The 22851-nt window shown below is 51.8% G+C and carries 16 protein-coding genes and 1 pseudogene; 12 read left to right on the forward strand and 5 right to left on the reverse strand.

The window, feature by feature from the left end; translation table 11 throughout:
* Positions 1-466: 466 nt before the first annotated feature.
* The 3 genes from AC5DDB_RS01280 to AC5DDB_RS01290 form a co-directional block, all read right to left on the reverse strand.
* The gene (locus AC5DDB_RS01280; protein WP_491737853.1) at positions 467-631 is read right to left on the reverse strand and encodes a hypothetical protein; all 165 of its coding nucleotides are present in this window, start codon (positions 629-631) and stop codon (positions 467-469) included.
* A 248-nt stretch (positions 632-879) separates the two neighbouring features.
* Positions 880-1152, reverse strand: a complete 273-nt coding sequence (locus tag AC5DDB_RS01285) for a hypothetical protein (RefSeq protein WP_491737854.1) — start codon at positions 1150-1152, stop codon at positions 880-882.
* A gap of 56 nt (positions 1153-1208) precedes the next feature.
* A complete protein-coding gene (locus tag AC5DDB_RS01290; protein ID WP_491737855.1) occupies positions 1209-1718 on the reverse strand; it encodes a hypothetical protein in 510 nt (169 codons plus the stop codon).
* A 268-nt stretch (positions 1719-1986) separates the two neighbouring features.
* Between AC5DDB_RS01290 and AC5DDB_RS01295 the strand changes: the two are divergent.
* From AC5DDB_RS01295 to AC5DDB_RS01315, 5 genes and pseudogenes are all read left to right on the forward strand, one after another.
* Positions 1987-2157: pseudogene (locus AC5DDB_RS01295) on the forward strand (hypothetical protein); the annotation flags it as partial.
* A gap of 1562 nt (positions 2158-3719) precedes the next feature.
* On the forward strand, positions 3720-4964 hold the full coding sequence (locus AC5DDB_RS01300; protein ID WP_491737856.1) for a SpoIIE family protein phosphatase: 1245 nt from the start codon (positions 3720-3722) through the stop codon (positions 4962-4964).
* Positions 4965-5243: 279 nt separating this feature from the next.
* A complete protein-coding gene (locus tag AC5DDB_RS01305) occupies positions 5244-6479 on the forward strand; it encodes a putative sensor domain DACNV-containing protein (RefSeq protein ID WP_491737857.1) in 1236 nt (411 codons plus the stop codon).
* A gap of 633 nt (positions 6480-7112) precedes the next feature.
* Entirely contained in the window at positions 7113-7400 is a 288-nt protein-coding gene (gene rbp, locus AC5DDB_RS01310) for an RNA-binding regulator (protein ID WP_491737858.1), read from the forward strand.
* A gap of 175 nt (positions 7401-7575) precedes the next feature.
* Positions 7576-7839 (forward strand): hypothetical protein, encoded by a 264-nt coding sequence (locus AC5DDB_RS01315; protein ID WP_491737859.1) that lies wholly within the window; start codon positions 7576-7578, stop codon positions 7837-7839.
* Positions 7840-8230: 391 nt separating this feature from the next.
* Here the strand turns inward: AC5DDB_RS01315 and AC5DDB_RS01320 are convergent, their stop codons facing one another.
* The gene (locus AC5DDB_RS01320) at positions 8231-8428 is read right to left on the reverse strand and encodes a cold-shock protein (protein WP_491737860.1); all 198 of its coding nucleotides are present in this window, start codon (positions 8426-8428) and stop codon (positions 8231-8233) included.
* A 320-nt stretch (positions 8429-8748) separates the two neighbouring features.
* Positions 8749-9558 (reverse strand): transglutaminase-like domain-containing protein, encoded by an 810-nt coding sequence (locus tag AC5DDB_RS01325; RefSeq protein WP_491737861.1) that lies wholly within the window; start codon positions 9556-9558, stop codon positions 8749-8751.
* A gap of 375 nt (positions 9559-9933) precedes the next feature.
* Between AC5DDB_RS01325 and AC5DDB_RS01330 the strand changes: the two genes are divergently transcribed.
* The 7 genes from AC5DDB_RS01330 to AC5DDB_RS01360 all read left to right on the forward strand — a co-directional run bounded on the left by AC5DDB_RS01330 (position 9934) and on the right by AC5DDB_RS01360 (position 22843).
* Positions 9934-10428, forward strand: a complete 495-nt coding sequence (locus AC5DDB_RS01330) for a hypothetical protein (RefSeq protein WP_491737862.1) — start codon at positions 9934-9936, stop codon at positions 10426-10428.
* Positions 10429-11502: 1074 nt separating this feature from the next.
* Positions 11503-12030: a methanogen output domain 1-containing protein gene (locus AC5DDB_RS01335; RefSeq protein ID WP_491737863.1), complete on the forward strand. Its 528-nt coding sequence runs from the start codon at positions 11503-11505 to the stop codon at positions 12028-12030.
* Between the two features lie 5 nt (positions 12031-12035).
* Complete coding sequence (locus AC5DDB_RS01340; protein ID WP_491737864.1) at positions 12036-16085, forward strand: PAS domain S-box protein; 4050 nt, start codon at positions 12036-12038, stop codon at positions 16083-16085.
* 396 nt (positions 16086-16481) lie between these two features.
* Entirely contained in the window at positions 16482-18179 is a 1698-nt protein-coding gene (locus tag AC5DDB_RS01345) for an autotransporter outer membrane beta-barrel domain-containing protein (protein ID WP_491737865.1), read from the forward strand.
* 458 nt (positions 18180-18637) lie between these two features.
* On the forward strand, positions 18638-19033 hold the full coding sequence (locus tag AC5DDB_RS01350; RefSeq protein ID WP_491737866.1) for a DUF6876 family protein: 396 nt from the start codon (positions 18638-18640) through the stop codon (positions 19031-19033).
* 871 nt (positions 19034-19904) lie between these two features.
* Complete coding sequence (locus AC5DDB_RS01355; RefSeq protein WP_491737867.1) at positions 19905-20510, forward strand: ECF-type sigma factor; 606 nt, start codon at positions 19905-19907, stop codon at positions 20508-20510.
* The gene (locus AC5DDB_RS01360) at positions 20507-22843 is read left to right on the forward strand and encodes a bifunctional serine/threonine-protein kinase/formylglycine-generating enzyme family protein (protein ID WP_491737868.1); all 2337 of its coding nucleotides are present in this window, start codon (positions 20507-20509) and stop codon (positions 22841-22843) included. The genes AC5DDB_RS01355 and AC5DDB_RS01360 overlap by 4 nt, the downstream gene beginning before the upstream one ends.
* Positions 22844-22851: the final 8 nt, after the last annotated feature.

A 22851-nucleotide genomic window follows, 5' to 3' on the forward strand; every position in this document is an offset into this window, starting at 1 on the left:
CGTTTGCGGCGAAACTTCACTCTGTTCATACGCACAGAACATCATCGATCCCCATTCCGCCAAGCAAAAGCACGGCAAACGTTTTGTAGAGCGGGCTAACTCCGAGACGATCCGCTTTTCGCCCGTGGTCCTTCGGTTCCGGAGTTCATGCTGCTCGGTTCGCCTGGACGACTTTTCGTCGTCCCTTGTTCTTACAACGACTGAGCTTTCACAACAGATCCACGACACTTCGGCTGATGTTCGATTTCAGCCACTTGAGAGGGAATAGTGGGGGACCTATTGCAGGACGAATAAAACTTGCAACTTGCGATTTCAGAATCGGCGATGCGACGACTGCAAGAAGGGCCGAAATCTCTTTGGGTACGAAATGTCGTCGGTGAGCTTTAATTCGTTCAGAGTCGACTATAGAACGGAAACACAAATTCGCAGGGAGCAGATGACAAGTGACCTCAAGCCGGTTGTCGTTTCACGAACTCGTAGCCGCAATTGCATTCATGCCGTCGAACGTGAACTTCGCTTCGACATTGCGGGCATCGACGATACCAGGACCCAACTGCCTCGGCTGACACGGCGGGCGGCCTTGGAGGATTTGCCTCACATGTCGCTTTGATTTCTCGCGTGCGTTGTTCATCCGCTTTTGTTTGAGCACATTGCGGATGAATCCCAGCCTTCGAATAAGTCGCGGCCCCACACACTGGACAAATCGGTCGGGGCTTAGGGTTATAAAGTGGCATCGGTCGCTTCTCGTTCATTGATGGCCTCTCCTTTAAGGAATGTTTCCCGAGCGGCAATGTGAGCATGCCGACGAAGCGAAATCCCTTGCGATGCAATTCCGTCTATATCGATGGAAACGAGATCCGAACCGTGGCAGTCCTGGTGCTAAGTGGATTCCGGCGACAACATCAATTCGACGTCAGGAATCTCTCGCAACGCAGTCTCAAGCGTTGTCAGTGTTCGCTCAGCGGCATTCGGAATTTGAATTCGACACCCAGAATCCGTCGGATGAATTTGCACATCGTCCGATCCGATGAGAGCGTTTCTTTCACGGAGTTGGGCCAGCAGCCATTGGGCATGATCCTGACTTTCCAGGCGAATCCGGCAGCTATTTCCCAACGTACGGACCCAGACACGAATCGGGGAAGTTGGAGTCATGTTTTCTCCTCGAGAACTACGCTTATCAAAGATTCCACTGGTGACCAGTCAACAGGTCACGATTCCACTTGTTGCGTTTCTTCAGTTGCCATGCAACGCTCTTTCACAGTTTGAAAAGGGAGCCCGTTGGCCGGTTGATACCGTTCTGCCCGAAGAAACCAGAAAGCCAGTCCGCCCGTATTGTGAGACGATCCACCTGAATCGCCTTGTGAATCAGAGCTTCCACGAACTCCGAGAGAGCCTTTTCGCCCGGTCTTTTTCCAACCGCGAGCTTCCATAATCAAACGAACCAAAACACCGACCGCCTGACGAAACCGTTTCGCATGTCGTGCGTCCGCTGTTGTCAGGAAGTCATCGATTTCCCGTTGAGCCTCCAACTCTCGGATCACGCCCGCCAACGCCGGACGGTCATGATGGATCTCCGCTTCCTCCATTCTCCGTTGCCGATCTTCATCAGCAAAAAAATCGATCAATGAATCAAACGGTTGACCGGAGATTTCCAACACGTCGGCAAATGTCCGGCCTTGTCGATCGTTTTGGAAATCGTCTCGCGTGATCGTCGCCATCATTTATTCCAAGATGATTGTGTGATACGATCTAGCTGGCGTAAACATTCAAAATCTGCACCTTCAAAAATGGTAACACGCATCCCTGAAATTCTCAAGCGGTTTCTTAATCCATTGGCGACGTCACAAATTCTAGGCTCATCGATTTTGAGCTGGAAGTTTATCTGCCGCCCCCGAACAAAGAGATGACAATCACGCCCGGTCGCTTGCGTCTGAAACGCCATGACCTAAAGCAAAGACTCAATCTGCCAATAGACATTTTCTTCGGTCATTGGCTTTGGACTGGGGACGATGCGCTGTAGGGATCATCCTCTTTGGCACCGGCACCGATGGCTCACAAGGTATCCAGGAAATCTCTCATCTGTCGTGCAAGCGGGACCTAACAACGTCAAGATCGATTCACAATCAGAACTTGAAGGCCAAGCCTAGAGTCCGCTAAAGGGAAAGCGGCGGTCTTTGATCTTAAGCGCCAAGAGTATATCTAATCGGTATCATCCAAGATATCACAGAGCGGAAACACGTCTGAGATCAGATTCACTGATCTGGCAAACAACGCGATGAATCCTTGGCCAAGATGTCTCATGAACTTCGCAACCCTTTATGTGCTACCCGTAAAGCTAAGACACTTCTAGCGACCGAAGGAGTCGACTCGCATATCAAAGCGAAAGCCCGGCAGGTTTTGAATTATAAGATGGCTTATATGACCTAGTTGGTCGGCGATCTGCTTAATGTCTCCCGTTTCACAACTGACAAGCTTTTCTAAGGATTTGACGTCGTCAACTATGCTGATCCCATTGCAGGCTTAAAGCCGTTTGAATTCGATCAGCCTCCAAGAGTATCAGTCGATAGCGATTAGAATCCTGTCTGGTTCACCATCGATGTAATATTTTCGTTCTTCACCTTCCACCGGAAAGACAGGCCTGCCATCGGGAGCACGGAGTTCTTTCAATCGTGCCTCAATCCACTCATCGTTTGTACTTCGATCGGTGGTCGCATCATTGAACATGGAAATGACCTCAACTTGAAACTCCTTTCCATCTTCGTCACGAACCAAAATCGAATCCGTTTGTTTGAACCTTGGTTCTCTAGGCATGTGGTATCTCTATACTGATGTCTTGATAGAAGGCTAAGCCTCCGACATTCTCGCCTGCATCGTCAACTGAAAGTGGTGTCCTAAACACCTCCATCAGATTCGAACAAAACCCTCTGAAACATGAATGTTCGCCCCCTTCAGAAGAAGTTCGTCAGTCACATGCCGTGGCGGAATAAGTTTCTGGTACTGAACGCCCGGCAAATGAAAATCTTCACGCACTTGTCCAATTTGGCAATAGGATACCAAATTGTTTAAGCCAAACGGCAATTATCACCGATCGCCGCAATGCGCTCAAGCACTAGTTCAAAATGATCCTTAAATCCCATGGTCCTGAATCAAATTGAAAATCCATCCAAGTTGTGAAGTCGAAGCACCTCGATTGTCGGCTTTCAGACGCAACAAGGTGGCTTGATGCACTACAAAATGCACACCAAGCTTTCAGAAAAATGAATCACCAGTTGCCAAATGTCGTCTTTTCATCACGTTTTGTTGATATAATGGAGAGGTTGGTTTTAGCGAGGTCGTCCTCCTCCTAAGGGGAATAACGTCTATTTAGCGAACTCAACCTGACCTCTCCCCTCATTACGCCGGGTACTGTTCCCTCCGTTGTGGCTGGCGAAAGTCAAATGGAGGGTTGGTTTATGGAGAATGCCCAAACTTCGAATACCCCATGTCCCTCTTCTGTTCCGTCGGTTTCTCCACCCCTGATCGTTCAGGACGTTGTTTCTCGTCGAGCTTATTTAAAATGGTTGTCCCGAGAAGGAACACACGACCACTGTCTAAAGGACTGGCTGGACGCTGAAGTTGAAGTTGCACGTGAGTTTGAACTCGTCCAGCAACTATCGAACGCGAACAAAGACCTCAGTGATTTGCTCGCCGAGAAAACTGAGCTTGAGAAGCGGCTAAGTGTGGAACACGCTATTTCGGGGATTCTGGCGTTAGCCGACTCGCTGGAAGCTGCGGCCGCCGAACTACTACAAGCCCTTGGGAAGTGTTTCGGGTGGGATGTTGGCGTTCTTTGGCTGCTGGATCGAAAGGAAAATCTTCTGCAATGTGTCGAAGTCTGGCATTCTTCTAGCATTCAGATCTCAAAGTTCGAACATGATAGCCGTGATCGAACCTACGAAAAAGGAGTCGGATTGCCCGGTTGCATATGGGAGCAAAAGTCATATTCCTGGTGCTCGGACATCTTGAGTGATCCGAGTTCTGCAAGAAATGTCATTGCAGTTGAGGAAGGACTAGGCGGGGCGGTCGGTTTTCCTATTGATAATGGCGTCGATGTCATTGGAGTCGTGGAGTTTTACAGCCGAGAAGTTCAGCAACCCACCTTCATCGATCTTGAGATCATGACGACCATTGTCAGCAGTATCGGCCAGTTCGTAGAACGTCGAACAACCGAGAGGCGATTGCGTTCTCAAGAAGATGAGCGGCGAATCGCTCGGGAAATTCAAGAAGGACTGCTGCCGCATACGAGGCCGAGCGTCGCGGGATTCGACATTAGTGGACGGTCAATTGCTCCTAATGTAGTCGGCGGAGATTTCTTTGACTATCTCTCGTTTCCAACAGCGTGCTCGAATTCTGTCGCTGTAGTTGTCGCCGATGCTTGTGGGCATGGAATCAGTGCGGCGTTGCTTGCAGCGCAAACTCATGCGTATTTACGAGGCCTGTCATTCATAACGAACGATATTGCGAAACTACTTGAACTCACGAGCGAATGTCTTTGTGAGAATCCGTCCGGCCAATTCGTGACTGCCTTCCTGGTAAGTCTCAATGTCGAAACCCACGTACTCAGTTTCACGGGGGCCGGTCATCCTCCAGGTTATGTATTGGATGAACTAGGTGGCATCAAGAGGTGCTTGAACAGCCAAGGATATCCACTCGGTATGGTCCGGTTAGCAACTTTTCCAACATCGACCGCGACACTTGTTCCTGGCGACCTCGTCCTACTAGTGACGGATGGGATCATTGAGGCAACTTCACCGGAAGGGGAGATGTTCGGCATGAAACGGACCCTGGATGTGGTCAGGCAGCATCAGCAGCAAACGGCGGAACAGATCGTAGCGGCTCTCTTTGACGAAGTTACGCGATACTGCAAAAGCAATGAGGGCGATGACATGACTGCAGTAATTCTGAAGGCGGACGATTCTGACTAGCCTAGTTCTGATTCGACTCGCTTCCAACTCTCCATTCTCGAAATGAGTAAAAAACAGACTACACCAAATTACATACTTCCTCCTGACGCTCGATCAGATTGGTGTAGAACTCGAAAATCTAGTTTCGATGAAAAGTCTAAACCACTTGCCAATTGATGAAACGACAGTGCTACCCGCGAAACCATTCAACTGACAATATCATGCTTAATCGTTGCTTGTGTGGTCTTTCGCTGAGTGACAGCATTTGAAGAATAACTATCACGGATGAAATGATGAACTATGAGCGAATACGCATTTCCGGAACAATTGCTTGAAGAACTCCACGCGCACTGGGGGCCAACACAGTCCCTGACGTCCTCCGCATTGCCCGATGATCCCACCTTGCTGCGGTTATTGGAGACATGTTACCACGCGTCGCTTCGAACGGCGGAACTCCGCGCCACCCGTTGTGTCTTGGCATTTGTCTCAATGGAATCTCTGGCCAAGAAATCATTGTTGCGATTTGAATATCCAGCAATTCTGACTGCCAGTGAGTTGGTCCGGCTGGCTCCGGTCACGGAACTCCACCGAACGTTGATTGGGTGTCATCACTTCAACGGGACGCTCAAGATTTGGGGACTGTTCGAGCATGGTCATGCGTGGCTGGGTGAGACGGTGGATAGCATTTTGGGTACTCCAGTCAGTGAAGAAGACCTGCCACCTGATTGCCTGACGATCACGATTGAAGCACCGGGAGCGTTAAGTGTCGCCCGAGGCGAAAAGGAAGTGGTGCGATTGCGAGACGGGAAAATCATCGCTCCCCACAAACATCCGCTTCGCGCGATGGATCAGCCATTGACGACGTTTTTCGAAACATTGGTCAACGAACTGCAAGCAACGGATGCCAATGCAAGCAAGTCGGGCACGTTTACGGACGAATCCGAGCGTCTTTTAGACACGTACATGATGGCGATTGCGAGTATTTTGGAACGAATTCGTTTAGAGCGGCACGGCGGTAGCGTCGTCATCTCAGCGACCTCACTCAATAACATGCTCGCTTATCGTACTTATACCGTTGTGGGACATGCGGCACTGGCCGATGACATTCTGAACCATTGCCGAGCAAAGTCGAAATTGCAAGGGGCATTAAACGCCCAAGCCGATTCTTCCCGGGAAGTGGAACGGTTTCGAGCCGAAGCTGCAGTCAGGCAAACTGGCCTCAGCTTGATCCGGGGAGTTAGCCGAGTGAGTCTCTTAGCGGCAATTGACGGGGCAGTTTTGCTCGACGGGCACCTGAGAATTGAGGGGTTCGGCGTGCGATTCCCGGTTCTTTTACCTCCCGATAAGACCATTCTCGATGCGGTTACCGGTACTGAGTATTCATGCGACAACTGGGGACTTCGCCATCAATCCGTCTTTTCCGTGTGCCAGCAATGCCATGAAGTGGTCGGATTCGTTGTCTCCCAAGACGGAAGCGTCAAAGCGGTCAAGGCCGTCGAGGAACGGTTGCATTTCTGGGACGGAATACTTGACTGAGACGCAAATCCCATAACGGGCAAGATGAGCCGAGCCCCACGAAACAGGAACCGCAGAAAAGGAGAAGAAGCTACCTGAGTGGCATGGTAGGGCCTGCAAAAAGGATGTATCAGCCGAAATATCTATCCATGCCCGTGACGGTTGCTGCAACCGTTCAAGTTCGGTCGCAAACCATGTACCGAATGCGGTTTAGCTGGGACATTGGCTATTTATTACGCGGGTTCTTAGGATCGGAAATGTTGTATTCCGCAGCCAAGCAAGAGTTTTCCTGTATCATTCTTACCGCAAATATGATACACTTCGACACGACAGAGCGGTTTTACGCTCCATTGAATGCTCTACGGCATCACTCTGCTTCTCTCTCTGGTAGTTTGCTTTGAGACTGTCTCTCGAATCTACCAATTTGACTAGCCAGTGACTTTTCAACACAAGCTAGTTTGTCCACTTCTCGCTTCTCTGCCCCAATTTCCACTTCCTAGTGGGATTGCGCTCGTCGTTTTGAAGTCGATCAATCAAGCCCAAGTTGAGCCGAACAGGGTTTCAGTGAAGACTCCATGTCGTCAATGGATGACAATGGACTTTTTACAGAATGAGTCGAGCTCTTTTTCAAGAGCAGACTCGTAAAGGATTAGTATGAGTAAGAATTTGTACGTCGGCAATCTATCGTTCGACACCACTTCGGATGTCCTCCGGGACACCTTCGGGTCTTACGGGGTTGTCACAACGGCTCAAGTTGTGATGGACCGTGAAACTGGCCGTTCGCGCGGATTTGGTTTTGTCGAAATGGCGGAAGGCGGCGATGCGGCAATCGAAGGATTGAATGGTACCGACGTTGAAGGTCGCTCGTTAACTGTCAATGAGGCAAAGCCACGCGGTGAACGTCACAGCGGCGGTGGATATGGTGGCAAACGTCGCTACTAAAACGCTCTATGCAGGGCGAGCAACTTGAATTGCTGGTTCTCGTTCTAAGTACTAGACCCGGCAATGGACCGCCGCACTGCTGTTAGCTGTCGCGGCGGCATTCGTTGCATATCAGAATAGTTACTTGCTCTTTAACAGCAGTTACGTCACTCAGCATTTATTAAAAGGTGATAGCATGTTAACAGTGACTCCCTCGGCTGGTGTTCGTTTACAACAATTCTTAGAGTCCGCCAGTGCCGGCGACGTTGTTCGAATTGTTCGTAACTCGCGTCGATTAAAGCTTCGTAAGTCTCGTCCACGACCGGGCGATACATTGTTCCACCATGACGGACAACTCGTCCTTGTTCTCACCGAGAAGGCCAGCGAAACCCTCGCGTCGCGAACACTGGACACTAGAGAGACGGACGATGGCCCCAAATTGCAACTCAAGCCGCGTTGAGTTGAAACGTGCAAACCGTTTCGTACATCGATGACTCGTTGATCGCGTTATTGCAATCTCTTAAGGTTATGGAGTCGGTTATCGGAAATAGCAAACATCAGATGACGTTGGCGAAACGTCAGCGTGAGCAAGACAAAAAGAAGAAAGCGGAGGAAAAACGCCTTCGCAGGTCTCGAAAAAAGAAAAACGAGACGGATACTTCCCCATACTCGGAGACATGACTTTGCAGGTGCGGTCACAGCGTTTGACCATCCCACGAAAGTCTTTCCCAGTAGGGGCTTTCTTTGTGTCAACGCAGATGGATGTTAGTTAGAGCGACTTTCCCACTCTCTTAAAAAAAGAAGCCGACGAAGTTCGTCGGCTTCCTTTTTTAGTTGTTGACCCGTGCAGCTCAAATAGGCCGTACGTTCTCGGCCCGGGGGCCTTTCGGTCCACGTCCTTCGGTGTAGGAAACTCGCTGCCCTTCCTGAAGCTGCTCGTAGCTGCCTTCTTCCACGTTTGAGGAATGGAAGAACATATCTCTTCCATCCGTCATTTGGATAAAACCGAATCCTTTGTCCGTCAGTTTCTTGATCGTGCCTTCTGCCATCTTCGTTCCATTGCTAAAAATGTTGCAGCGGCAGAGGCCGACCTAACTAATTCAGACCATTCAACCGCATTCACTGAGTCTAACACGGCAAATCAAGAACACAAGGTGTTTGCCGAGGAACTTTGCAATTGTTGGATTAAGAAAGTTTCGAAGAGTTCCCTAGGGCAGCGTCTCGCGACCATCCATATTGAGGGACAGCGGTCTCTAGACTTCACATCTCATGGTACATTAGCTGCCGAAAAATCGATCATCTCTGAAAGCCTTTGGCCATCTAGTTAGAGTGCAACCACGTCTTTTGACAGAGCCGGTTCGGAGCGTTCTCAGTTGACCACTTCTTCCGTATAGACATTAAAGCTTTTAAGCGTATTCGGTCCGAAAGTGCTGCTAATGGCGACATCTGCCGCATCGCGGCCTCGGGCGATCAACACGCGACCAATTCGCGGAGTGTTGTTTCGGACATCAAAAGTATGCCACTGCCCACCCAAGTAGACTTCGAACCAAGCTGCGAAGTCCATTGGAGCATAGGGTGGTGCTACGCCAACGTCACTCAAATAACCAGTGCAGTACCGCGCTGGAATATTCAGACAACGGCAAAACGTCACGGCAAGATGTGTAAAGTCCCGACAGACACCCGTCCGTTCGTTGAAAGCGTCCCACGCAGTTTTTGTGGCCCTGGTGTTCTCGTAACCAAAGGTGATGTGCTGATGGACGAAATCGCAAATCGCTTGCACACGATGCCAGCCAGGCGTCGTGGATTCAAATAGCTTCCAAGCCATTTCAGACAGCAAATCGGTTTCGCAATATCGACTTCCTAAGAGATATACCAACGTCTCCTCAGGAAGATTTTGCACTTGATGTTGATCCGCCGATGCAATGACAACATCGGGTTTCCCGGTATCACTCACGACGGCCAAACTGGAGAGAGTGATTTCACCGCGGGGAGCCGTTAGCCGTGTGCACCAATTGCCAAAACCATCCCGATACGCACTGACCGGCACAGAAGGCCGAGTCACGATGTGGTCTGGCACAAGAATGTCCGAAGCACGTGTGTAATGAATATTCAATGCCAAGATCATCGGTGTGGGTTGAGGGCAGTCGTAAACGAGTTCGTATCCGACGCGAAGTTTCATGAGAAGCGTTTCCGCCGCGGCTTCCCTCGTGGAAAACTCGCGGACACTATCAGGGAACGGCGAGAGCGCTGGAGTTGGGCGAAAGATATGAGGGTGACAATGTTCACAAGAGCCATCCCCTCGATGGAACACGGTTGCCCCTTGTCGTGCTGACATCATACCAGAAATCGGTTTCGATGACGATCAGACGATAGCCACATCAAATTCCGCCGGCTCTCTGACACATCAATTTTCCTCGCGAGAGAGATCTCTATTTCGGAAATGTTCTTCGTCTGAGTGATTATCAAATAGCTAATTGAACCCAGTGGAGATACAATATTTGTAGTTGCACGTTTGCAACCCCTTACTCTCGCAGTTCTAAATGGGAACGCTCCGATGTCAAAAGTCCGGGTGACGCGCGCTGACTTTTTGGAAGATAACCAAGGGAAGACATTTGCCGACGTGCTCAACGACCCGCGTCAACCATTCGACGAAGTTCTTGTGTTTTTCAATGATGCTGACCGCCAACGGCGAATGGAGGAATCAGAACTCCATCACGACCGCTCACCACTGGCTGGAGTTGTTCGCGAGTTGGAGTCCCAAACTCTGATTGATGAGTTTTTAAGCGGCATTCATTCCCGTGCCAGCACACGATTTCGTCAAGCCATCGGGGTGTTAGTTCGAATGGTCATGGAACAGCGTGGTTGGCAGAAGACGGGGCGGAAGGGGTCTCTCGGTGTCCGAGCAACAGACGCCAAGCGAGGACCGAAACACAATTCCGGCGGTTTGGCATTTTGGTTTGTTCGGGCCGAACGATACGAACGGCCTAGTGGCATGCCTTTTAGTTCTGTTCGACAACGTTGCAAAGAGTTCGAGGCCACACCGTCATGAACGTCTAACAACGATCGTTGCCCTAGTTCCCCAGTTAGCTGGGCAAGCTCTTGCTAACTGGATCAGATTTTTGGAGACGCGATGAATACATGTCAAGTTTGGATACGACCACTAGGCGATTTCTGTCGCGTCCGAGTGGACACGCTGGAGAATGCGAAATGGCTTCTCAATCAGCTGAGCCAGTCGTTTGTATTTAAGACATTTGAGCCCTTTGTCGAGACCGAAGGCAATGCTATATGTAGCTTCAAGGTTCCCTACGATCCGCCGCTAACTCGCAACAAACTAGAGAGCTTGCTACGTGCGATTCCAGAAGTTCGAGTAATGTCGGAACCAGAGTGACTTCTGAAAATCATTAGTTTGGACTTTCTGTTTTCTAGGAGTCACAGCCGCCCTAGTCCAAGCTGCTTTCCGGGAGGCCTGGACTAAGTTACGCATAGCTTTGTTTGATAGGTCCTGAGGTTTCACGACACCTTTACAACAAGTCGACTTTTGTTCGACAACACCCATCTGTAGGGACTAGTAGGCATCCCATCCAACAACAAGTCATCCAAGCTGGGCAACGAATGAAAGGCATCAGGGCGTTGTCGGATGGTTGCAGAAACTTTGTCCACCAAGAGCAGCAACGCTGCCGCATCGGCGTTGAGGATGTCTACCAATTTCAGAATGAACTTCTCTCTGGGATAATCCCCGAAATGCAGCTTTTCGTTCTCAACCTTGCTGATGTCACTGAAGGTCACACCCAGTTACTCGGCCAACTCCCGCTGCGTGAGTTTCCGCGGTCGTCGGATTTCTCGGACTCGTGGTCCGAAACGCATCGACGATTTCCGCTCATTGACAGCTACTCTTCGTATCGTAAACTGCTTGTATCTTTTAGTCAAAATTCACAGGTCGCCAGGACACTTCGACAGAAAGCCAAACTTAGCGGCACTCGCCGGGTGGCAATCACAGGCCAAAGCTCTCCCGAAAGTCTTCAGAAGCCGGATTCTACCTGTACTTGGTCGAATCCCCTCGAGGTCGAACCCGTCAAGGAAATCACTACTCTGGTCCAAAAGTTCGAATGCAAGGAAATACGCGATGGATGAATCCTTAGGAACAATTCAACAATTACCGGTTCCCTTGGAACGTGATGGATTCGTTCGCACCCTGCTGAGAGAACTATCGGGTTCACTACAAGATGTAGTGGGCCTCGAAGAAGCGTCGGGATTTATCAGCGTCGTTGGACAACGCATGGGGGAACAGATTAATGAACAATACTGCAGGGCGCTGCAGGTCAATCATTTGACTCGTCCTCAAGTTGCTGAAGTGTTGGTGGACCTCAAGCGTCGAATCCAGGGCGACTTTTTCATTATCGAACAGAGCGATGAGAAGATTGTGCTGGGAAATCGGGCCTGCCCCTTTGCCGAGAAGGTCATTGGTCGTCCTTCCTTGTGTATGATGACTTCAAATGTCTTCGGCCTGATCGCCGCTGAGAACTTGGGTTACTCGAAAGTGGTCATCGAGGAAGCGATTGCGAGGGGCGATGCGGGTTGCCGGGTGGTCGTGCATCTAAAACCGACCGAAGACGCGAAAGCCGCTGATGGTCGAGAGTATTTCCAAGGTTGAGAATCATGTCCCCAGAGCAGTTTCGCATTTGGTTCGCACTGCTCTCTGAGCCGGTCTTACTAGTGACGAAGGATGGGCGCATCCTGGCCGTCAACGGGGCGGTGCGTCAGTTGAGCTTCGAGCCCTCATATTTGGAGACGAAGACTCTTTTCAAATTGTGCACGACATCCGAGGACGAGATACGAGACTTCCTGCGACTTTGTGCCCGTAGCCGACAACCAGTACTCACCGCACTCACTTTGCGGAATCAGGAAGACCATGAGATTGTCTGCCGTTGCGACGGGATGTTGGCCCATCATGAATCGGAGGGAGGTGAGACAACTTTACTCCTCAAGCTCACTCCCAAGGAAACTTCGGTACGCCATTACCAACTGGTCAATGAGAAAATCAGTGAGTTAAATCAGGAGATTGAACGACGGATTGGATTGGAGAAAGAACTCCAAGAACGAAGCGAATACCTCCATGTCACGCTGACTAGCATTGGCGACGGCGTGATTGTGACGGATGCGTCGGGTCGAGTGACTCTCCTAAACTCTGTCGCCGAAGAACTCACGGGATGGACCAATGAGTCGGCTGCGGGTGTTCCCCTGGAAGATGTGTTTTGCATCATTAACGAAGACACTAGACGGAATGTCGAGAACCCGGCGCTTCGAGCCTTGCGAGATGGCCGAGTTATCGGACTGGCGAACCATACGTTATTGATCTCCAAGGATGGAACGGAGCGTCCGATTGAGGACAGCGCTGCTCCGATTTATTCCAAGGATGGTGAGGTCCTAGGGTCCGTTTTGGTCTTTCGAGATGTGACAGAGCGAAGGCAAGCCGAGAGAGAATTGCGAGCAAGTGAAGCCCGCAAACGGGCTATGTTCGAGACGGCTCTGGATTGCATCATCAAGATGGATGAAACTGGCAAGGTAGTGGATTTCAATCCGGCAGCCGAAAAGACGTTCGGTTATTGCTCGTCCGAGGCCGTGGGACGAGAACTCGCAGAACTCGTCATTCCGGTTCCCTTGCGAGAGCAACATCGAACAGGCCTGGCCCGCTTTCTGGCTACGGGGGAAGGGCCGGTCCTAGGCAAACATCTGGAACTCACCGCCCTCCATGCGGATGGAAGTGAGTTTCCCGTTGAAGTCGCCATCACGCATGTTCCCTTGGACGGCTCGTCCCTATTCACCGCATATCTGCGGGACATTACCGAGCGGAAGCGAGGGGAGCAGTATCGAAATGCTCGCCACGATGCGACTCAAGTACTCACCGCGGCGACTACTCTGCCGCAGGCAGTTCAGGGGGTTCTAGAAGCCGTCTGCCAAAATTTGGAATGGGAAATGGGGTTTTTCTGGTCCGTCGACGAAGAAGAAAAGATATTGGTCTGTCAGGAGGGCTACAGCAGGTCACAGATTTCGGAAACGGCATTTCAATTGGCGAGTCGGCAAATCCGTTTCCGGCATGGTGAAGGTTTGCCAGGAAATGCGTGGGCCAAGAGCGGTCCGATCTGGATGCTCGATGTGACGCAACAACCCAACTTTCCACGAGCGGCATCAGCTGTGACGGATGGATTGCACAGTGCCTTTGCCAGCCCGGTGATCGTCGGAGAGGAAACCTTGGGGGTGATTGAGTTCTTCAACACAAGCATCAAGGAACCGGATGCGGATTTGCTGGAGATGACAGAAACCGTCGCTGGGCATCTCGGTCAATTCATCGAGCGAAAGCTAGCGGAGGCTCAGTTGCAAGAGAGTGTGGAGCAACTCACCGACTTCTTCCAAAACGCAACCATCGGCCTGCATTGGGTGGGACCCGATGGAATCATTCTTAAAGCCAACCAAGCGGAATTAGAGCTTTTGGGCTATAGCCGGGACGAGTACGTCGGGCATTCGATTCGAGATTTTCATGCCGACGAGGATATCATCTCTGACATTTTGAACCGCTTGCAGGCTGGTGAGAACCTGCGTGATTACCTTGCTCGACTTCGCTGCAAAGACGGCTCGATCAAAGAAGTCTTGATTGATTCCAGTGTGATGTGGAAGGACGGGGAATTTGTCCATACCCGCTGCTTCACCAGGGATGTCACAGACCGAAATCGTGCTGAGGCCAAACTTCGAGAGCAGGAGCAAAGAACCCGAAATGTGTTAGAGAGCATCACCGATGCGTTCTTTGCCGTCGATCAAGAATGGCGGTTTACCTACATCAACGCTCAGGCGGAACGGTTGATTCGCCGAAAGGCCGAAGACCTCTTAGGACGGAACTTGTGGGAGGAATATCCAGGCTTCCAGGGAACTAAGTTCGAGAGGGCCTATCGGGAAGCAGCATCGAAACAACAGACACTTTGTGTGACCGACTATTATCCAGACCACGACTCCTGGTACGAGGCGCATATTTATTTCGCGACGGAAGGCATTTCTGTTTACTTTCGAGATGTCAGCGAGCGAAAGCGAAACGAAACGATTCTTGCGGCGCAAAAACGAGCTTTGGAACTTTTGGTCAATAACGCGCCATTGGCCGATGTGCTAGATGCTCTCTGCGAAGTCACTGAAGGACAAAGCCAACAGAAACTTATTGCCACTGTTCTCCTCTTGGATGAAGAGGGGAAACGTTTGCGGTCGGTTGCAGGTCGTCGTGCGCCGGAGGCTTATTCCAAGGCTATCGATGGTGTGGAAATTGGCCCGGCTGTCGGTTCCTGCGGAACAGCGGCTTATCGTGGCGAGCCGGTGATTGTTTCAGACATCGACACAGACCCTTTGTGGACAGATTTCCGAGAACTGGCCCTCAGTCACGGGCTGCGGGCGTGCTGGTCCACGCCGATTTTTTCCTCGGCTAATCGAGTGCTGGGAACATTTGCCGTGTATGCCCTCACGCCCAGCCAACCCACGTCGGACCAATTGGGCCTGATCGATGTTCTGGCTCGCACCGCAGGAATTGCCGTCGAGAGACGACGAGACGAGGAAGCCTTGCGTGTGGCCGACCGTCGTAAAGACGAGTTTCTAGCAACTTTGGCCCACGAGTTACGGAATCCTTTGGCTCCCATCCGCACGGGCCTGGAAGTCATGAAGTTGTCCCAGGACGATCCTGAAACCGTGGAAGAAATTCGTCAGACGATGGAACGACAAACGCAGCAGCTGATCACACTGGTCGATGATCTGCTAGATGTGTCTCGAATCACACGGGGGAAATTCGAACTCAGAAAATGCCAAGTCAAACTGGCGGATGTGCTGCAAAGCGCTATCGAAGCCTCAAAGCCATTCATCATTGAAGCCGGGCACGAGCTCTCTGTGTCTGTCCCCGATGTGCACATTCATCTGGACGCCGACCCGCATCGACTCGCTCAAGTGGTCTCCAATCTTCTGAACAATGCCGCGAAGTATACGCCCGATGGTGGGAAGATTTCACTTTCCGTGGAATTGAAAGAAGATACCATCGTCATCTCTGTGACGGATAACGGCATCGGGATTCCCGCAGACATGCGAGAGCGAATCTTCGAGATGTTCGCCCAAATCGATCACCTGGCGGACAAAGCCTATGCCGGGTTAGGGATTGGATTGACTCTGGTCAAGTCACTGGTAGAGATGCACGACGGTCACATTAGTGTGGAGAGCGAAGGCCGTAATCAAGGCAGCACGTTTCACGTCGGCTTACCGATATCGAGTGCCCCTTCGGAAGTCGAGCAGGGGTCTGTCTCAGCGGTTTCTCCGCAGAAAGGACGTCGGGTTCTCATTGTGGATGACAACCTAGCAGCCGCCAAGCTGCTGGGAATCGTAGTCAAAACGCTTGGCAACGAGGTTCGACGTGCGGGAGACGGACAGGAGGCAATCGTAGTCGCCTCGGCATTTCGTCCGCATGTGATCTTGATGGACATCGGAATGCCCAAGATGAATGGCTACGAAGCGGCAAAACACATTCGTCAACAGTCCTGGGGCAAAGACATAGCCCTCGTTGCCCTCACGGGTTGGGGCCAAGAGGAGGACCGCCGCAGAACCCAGGAGGCAGGGTTCGACCTTCATCTCATCAAGCCAGCCGAACCGTCGGAATTGGAAAAACTCTTTCGAGAGTTGGCTGACGCATAGACCAGGAATCATCCCAAATTATGGATCGATTCAATTCTTGTGAGCCACGAATCAACGCATGACTTCGCTTCCGTAGTCCAGGCGGCCTTTCAGAACGCTTAGTCGAAGCTTCGCAAACCCTTGTTTCTATAGGGTCTGAGCTTTCGCAGCACTCACTGCTGCCTGTGCCCCAAAGACAACAGACGTGTCGGAATCGAATATTTGCATTGAACTTTTGATCGGTATCATGGTTTCCCCATCAATTTTCTTGTAGATGGTCACCCTGGCTTCCAATACTGGTTATCATGCCTAAGTCCTCTGAACATTGAATGTTCGGTGTTTTACCTTGACCGCCAGCAGCGATTGTGATGGCTTGGCGGCCTAGTCCACTCTGCGTTTGATTGTCGGGAAGAACCCATGCGCTTCGTACACTGGCTCGAGCAGTTTACCCTCCGTTGTTTTGGATTCGTCCCGAAAAATCGGTCTCGTCGGTCGACGAGCGTCGGACGTCTGCGACGGTCGCAGGAAACATCGAGCCAACTGTGCACTGCGGAAGCCTTGGAAAGCCGGGTTCTCTTGACGGCCATCTCGGTCGATGATTCCGGGGGGGCCGATTTCACGACGATTCAGGCCGCCGTCAATTCAGCCTCCCCTGGGGATGTCATTACCGTCAACGACGGGACCTATAACGAGATCGTCAACTTGAACCTCATGGGGTCGGCCATTGGCGGTTCGTCGGGCGATTTGGTCATCCAGGCCGCAAACTCCCGGCAGGCTATTTGGAACGACGCCAGTACCGCCCTGACCGCGAACGGCCTCAGCGGCAACTATACCATTTCCGGGTTCGACATGGGGACGGCCGGGGTCATGAATGTGTCCGGTCTGATCACCTTTAATGACAACCAATTCGATGCGCTGAACGGCGTGTCCGGCATCTCGGTCAACTTGAACGGCACGGCCAACATGGCGGTCCATGTCATCGACAGTGATTTTTCCAGTGCCGGTTCCCAAATCGTCGGTGCCATCAACGTGCAAATGAATACTAGCGCGGGCGGAAGTCTCGATCTCGTGGTGGATCAATCGAATTTCACGGGGCTCCAGCAAAGCGGCATCAGCTTCAACACTCAGGATCGGAGCGCACTGGGAGCCGGTACCCTGACCGCTCGGATCACCGACAATATATTCTCGGGACGCACCGGCGGTGGGGAAGAGATCGAAATGTTCCTCGGCGGGAACAACAGCGACGGCTTTTTCGCATCAGTCCTGATCGACGGAAACCAAACGAACATTGGTGGAGCCCCCAGCACACCTACTGATGCCATCAACCTCGACGTCGACGGAACAAACACGACGGCTCTTGTGGCCATTACGAACAACATGCTGAATCACCACGTCGACGGCATAGTCCTCGATTCCGAGTCGACCTACCTTAGTGGTCTGTTCAACGCGTGGATCGACGGCAACACTCTCGGCGACGTCGAACAGGAAGGCATCCATATTCGCCCGTTTAATGATCCAGCGGGTGCCCCCGCTGTATGGAACATGCTCGTCACAGGGAACACACTGACGAACATCAACAGCGATCTGTCTGGGGGGCACGGTGGCATCGAAATCGAAGCCAATGACGGAGACAACGACGACTACACCCTCAACGTCGATATCAATGGCAATAACGTCACCATGGCGTCCGGCAGTCCGAGTGCCCCGTATTTCGTCACCACCACGCCGTTGTCGGGCACGAACGATGCCATCGTCAACATTGAACGCGACATCGCCTCGAATAACACGGGGTCGGTCACCATCGATGACCCGCAAAGCATCGTCACGATGCCCGCCGCGAACGCCGTCACAGTTCGCAACGAAGTCCGCACGGTGTCCGGCTTCGTCTTCAACGACAGCAACAATGATGGCGACCAAACCGGCGAAGCGGGCGTCGGCGGGGTGGTGGTCACTCTGACCGGTACACAGTCGATTGGCGGCTCGATCAATCTGACGACCTTCACCGACATCAACGGCAACTACGCGTTCCCGGCCCTCGTCCAAAGTTCATCCGCAGAGAGTACGACGAAAGTTCCCCACAGGGCAAGCATTTCCAGCCGGTTTGGAAGTCGATGACGCCGAGCCGCGGGTCATCGATCAATTTGCGGTTGCGCGGCCTTGAAAACGGGAGTAGTTTGAAAGTGGCTCTAAACCAACCAAAGGCGGTCTCCAAGCCCGTCAGTCTTGGACCTTCGTTCCTGCGTCGGGGGTCCGTGAATACAAGACCCTCCGGGGAAATCAGCGGGCACCGCTCTTTGGTGGTGTTTAGAGCCCCCGGCAACAACGCACACGGAGGACGGCATGCCCAAGGAAAGCGGGAATGCGGAGCCGCCGGGGTTAATGACAAACCGAGGTTTGGCATGCCCCGGCCCGCCCGCCGGATCGACTGATAGCGAACGTTTTTGGCCAACTGGTTTTGCATCACGTTGACTGTGTATTGCCGCATACGCTTGTATGATGGTCACATTGACTCGGAACGTGAATCGCGACAACGTAGTAGTGGACGTTAATGGCAAGCGAAAAAGTGAGGTTTCGTGGATGAATTGAGTGAGAGCGATTTACGGCGGTTTACGGGAGGCGATGTGCGGTATCGGCATGCGTTCAACCGGGCGGTGATTTATACCGAAGGCGTGCAGTTCGTGGCGGAGCGGGGTGGTGCTTATTGGCTGATCGACGAGATTGCGATACACCTGGATTCGTCGGCATTCCGTAAAGCGGCAGCGCGTGACGATCGGATTGGTTTGATACATTTTTGGAAGTTGGCGGTGAACGCAGATCGGTCAGCCGAGTTGACGGCACGGGCAGATAGTCCCGATGAACCGTTCATTCGCGAACAGATTCCCTTCACTGATTTCCCGCTCGATGAAGCCGACATTTGGGCGGCGCATGACACTGAGAATTGGGTCTTGCTGCTTCCTTCCGAGTACTGAAATCGCCAATGGAGAAACCCATTTGAAGACAGGGGAATTGAACCTGTGGCCTGGGGGCATCGAAGTCGCAATTCGGCAATAGCTTGGGGAATCTGCTTATCCCGCAGTGCTGCAAATACTCTGCAGCCGATTTGCATGGATTGTCACGCACGGTCATTGCTCGAAAGCGATCTGCAGGCCGTCGTGACTGCCGAGAGCAACTTCCGCAGGCCGTTTTGGGCAAGCCATATTCGTGTTGGCGCGGAACGAGTATTAGGCAGGATGCTTCGGTAGTCACAATAAGTACATTATTCGCTCGCGGTCGATTTCGGTTGCCGGTTTCGAAAGCGATCGGCGAATTTTTGGACGAGTGGAAGGTCATCGCGTCCGAAACTTTGAGTTTTTTGCCGTTGGTTGTCTTTATCAAACAGTTTGTTGAAGATCACGTTGCCGCAAGGATTACTGGCGGTGTCATCGTACTCTTACACAGCTTTAACACGCACCAATAGTATAAATGTACACACATGAATTCTGTCGAGCTTTTAGAAAAAAGGTGTGAGTTTTCTTCACCCCAGCTGACGAGACGAAGATGCGAGGCGGAGCACGTTTGTGAGATGAGCGGCAGGGAGAGGAAGCGGGTACCCGGACTTCGCATCCACTGGGATTGATAACAGACCGAAGTCTAACGTACCACGGCCCCGTCGTCACATTGACCGAATGCGAGCGGCTTTTGGCCAATCAGATACGCACTCAAGTGTTGGAACCCATGGCGCATGACTTTGCACGACGAGTATCGCAGGTTAGGATGAACGATACTGTCTCGCGGCGTCCAATGCTCCGCGATACTTTGCCCTCCTGTTAATTGTGAACATCTGTTCAAAATGCCGAATTAATGTGTGATTCTTCACAGCAGGTATCTTCGATCTCCGAATGGCTTGAAAGCTTGAAGGCTGGTGAAGCCGACGCTACCCAGAAGCTATGGAATCGGTATTCGAATGCGATCGTCGGACTGGCGCGAGCTCATTTAACGAATATGCCAACTAGGCTAGTCGATGCCGAAGACATTGCGACCACGGTATTCTTTGGTCTGTGTCAAGGGGCGGAAGCTGGGCGATTTGCGGATGTTCGCAATCGGGATGAGCTTTGGTGGCTGTTAATGGCATTGACGAGACGCTCGTGTGTTCGCGAGTATCGAAGAGAGAAAGCGACCAAACGAGGGGGCGGAAAAGTCATCAGTCAAACGGAGATTTCTGCAAGTGAAGCCTTTGACTACCTTGTCGCAAATGAACCAACGCCCGAGTTCGTCGCGGCAATGAATGACGAGTTTTCTCGGTTATTGCGACTATTGGATGACGACACCCTATGCTCAATTGCGATTAGTCGAATAGAGGGCTGGACCGTTAAGGAAATTGCCGATCGGTTTGGGATTTCCATGAGCTCGTTATCCCGAAAACTTCGGCTAATTCGCGACATTTGGCGAAGCGAGTTGGATCAGTGAATACCCGCCGGACGCGTCGACCAGATATTCAAGTCTCCAAACAGGTCGATGAAATCTGCGATTTGTTCGAATTCGAGTATCGAAACGGTGGCACGCCAAAAATCGAGGATTTTCTAAGAGACGCAGTCTACAAAGTCAGCTCGAATGGAGTCCAACGGGCATCAGCTGAGACCAAAGATTTGGTCGAAAGCACTTTGTTGGAAGAACTGGTCCGCGTTGAAATTGAGTTCCGAACTGACGGCGGGGACTTCGTTGATCTCGACGAGTATCGAGATCGTTTTCCAGACTTTGCCGATGTTATCGAGAGGCTGAGGTCGGAATTTCAGCACGACGCAACAAAGACATGCATTCCCGATCCATCCGTCAATCTCCTTATGCATTACGAGTTACGTCAGGAGATTGGCACCGGTGCGTTTGGGGTGGTTTGGAGGGCTTGGGACACAAAGCTCGAACGCGAGGTCGCCCTAAAAGTTCCCAAGAACATATCGAACGACAAATCGCAACGTGAATTGTTCCTCCGCGAAGCGAAAGCAGCCGCAAAACTTCGACATCCGAACATTGTGCCCGTTTACGAGGTCGTCGAGTCAACGTCCTCGATTTTTATTGCGCTAGCATTTGTCCATGGGATGAATCTCAGGCAGCGACTGAAACTCACGAAATTGACGCCCTATCAAGCTGCAGAGTTGTGCGCGAAAATTGGTGACGGATTGGCCCATGCGCATGAACGCGACATCGTCCATCGCGACCTGAAACCAGCCAACGTCCTCCTCGACTTGATGAATGAACCCCACATTACCGACTTCGGACTGGCGAAACGAGATCGAAGTGCTTCCTTCCGGCTCCAATCCGGTCTCGTTCTGGGAACGCCCCACTATATGAGCCCTGAGCAAGCTCGTGGCGATTCTGACCGCGCTGATGGGAGGGCAGATATCTATGCACTCGGTGTCATCCTGTATGAGATGCTCACCGGGTCTGTGCCATTTAGGAAAACCGAAACAGTCGTCTTGCTAACGCAAATTCAACAGGACGAACCCCAGTTGCCGCGACGACTTGTATCCTCGATACCGCGCGATTTGGAAACAATCTGTTTGAAGGCGATGTCAAAGCTGCCTGCCGAACGATACCAGTCAGCGTCGGACATGGCCGAAGACTTACGAAGTTTTCTCGACGGTCGGACGATTCAAGCTCGTCGTACTCCCATGGTCATTCGCTCTTGGAGGTGGATTCGCCGAAACCGAATGATGGTCGCTGTGTCAACGATTGCCGTCTTGGCAATTGCCGCTACAATGTACTTCGCTTCCCCCACGCCGCCCGTTGGATATCGACAGGTATTGATTGAAACCGAGCCAGTTGGAGCGGAAATTACGGTCGTTCCGATTGATGTTGAGACCAGCGAACTCCGTCCAGAACAGTTGTTTCGACTCGACGACTCAACACCCTGCACGACCCAATTGGATCCTGGAGACTATCTGATTGTCGCTGTTTTGCCGGACGGGCGATTCCACGAAGTTTACCGGCATGTTCCGAAAGAGCGAGAAGGACTTTCAACAGGCGACCGACATCGCTGGTGGCGAGTCCAGGACAACGGCACGGTCGAATGGCGAGAGATTCGTATCCCTGAGAATGACGTTGTCGAGGGCATGGTCAGAATCAATGGTTCAGAAGGTTTTCAAATGGCATCGGTACCTCGAAACGATGGTGAAACGAAGTGCAGGGTTCCCGATTACTTTATCGATCCGTTCGAAGTATCGATCGAAGATTGGCGCCGAGCCAATGATGGTCGATTGCCAGTCGACAAGGAAACTCCGAAGCGGAACCCTGAAGACGCGGTCTGTGTCAAATTTGGCGATGCAATGCATTACGCGGAAATCAGCGGCAAGCGATTGGTCACGGAAGTCGAGTTTGAATACGCTGCAACAAATCGAGGGCAGCAACCTTACTCGTGGGGAGAAAACTTTCCCGAAGGTCTATTACAACCGAAGATATTTGGCCCGGTCGGTTCCCCTAGCTTCGATTGCGTCTCTGAGGAGTTGCCAATTTACGGATTGTGTTCCAATGTGGCCGAATGGGTCCAGGGTAATTGGCAAATTCATGCGACGCCGCTTGGGAGAGAACACCAGCCGCCTCACGGAGTCGGAGATTACTATCAAATGGTGCGTGGTGGAAACAAAGACGTGATCGAAGGAGACCCGAGAATTACGTCATCAAGCCGTTCACCATTTTCTTTCCTCATGAGGCCATATTTTGAAACGAATCCGGGGCTTGGCTTCCGATGTGCTCGGAGTGCCAAGCCCCGGTTAGAGCTTGCGGATTTCATCCAAATAGCCCAATAAATCGGTGT

The organism is Thalassoroseus sp., assembly GCF_984380535.1.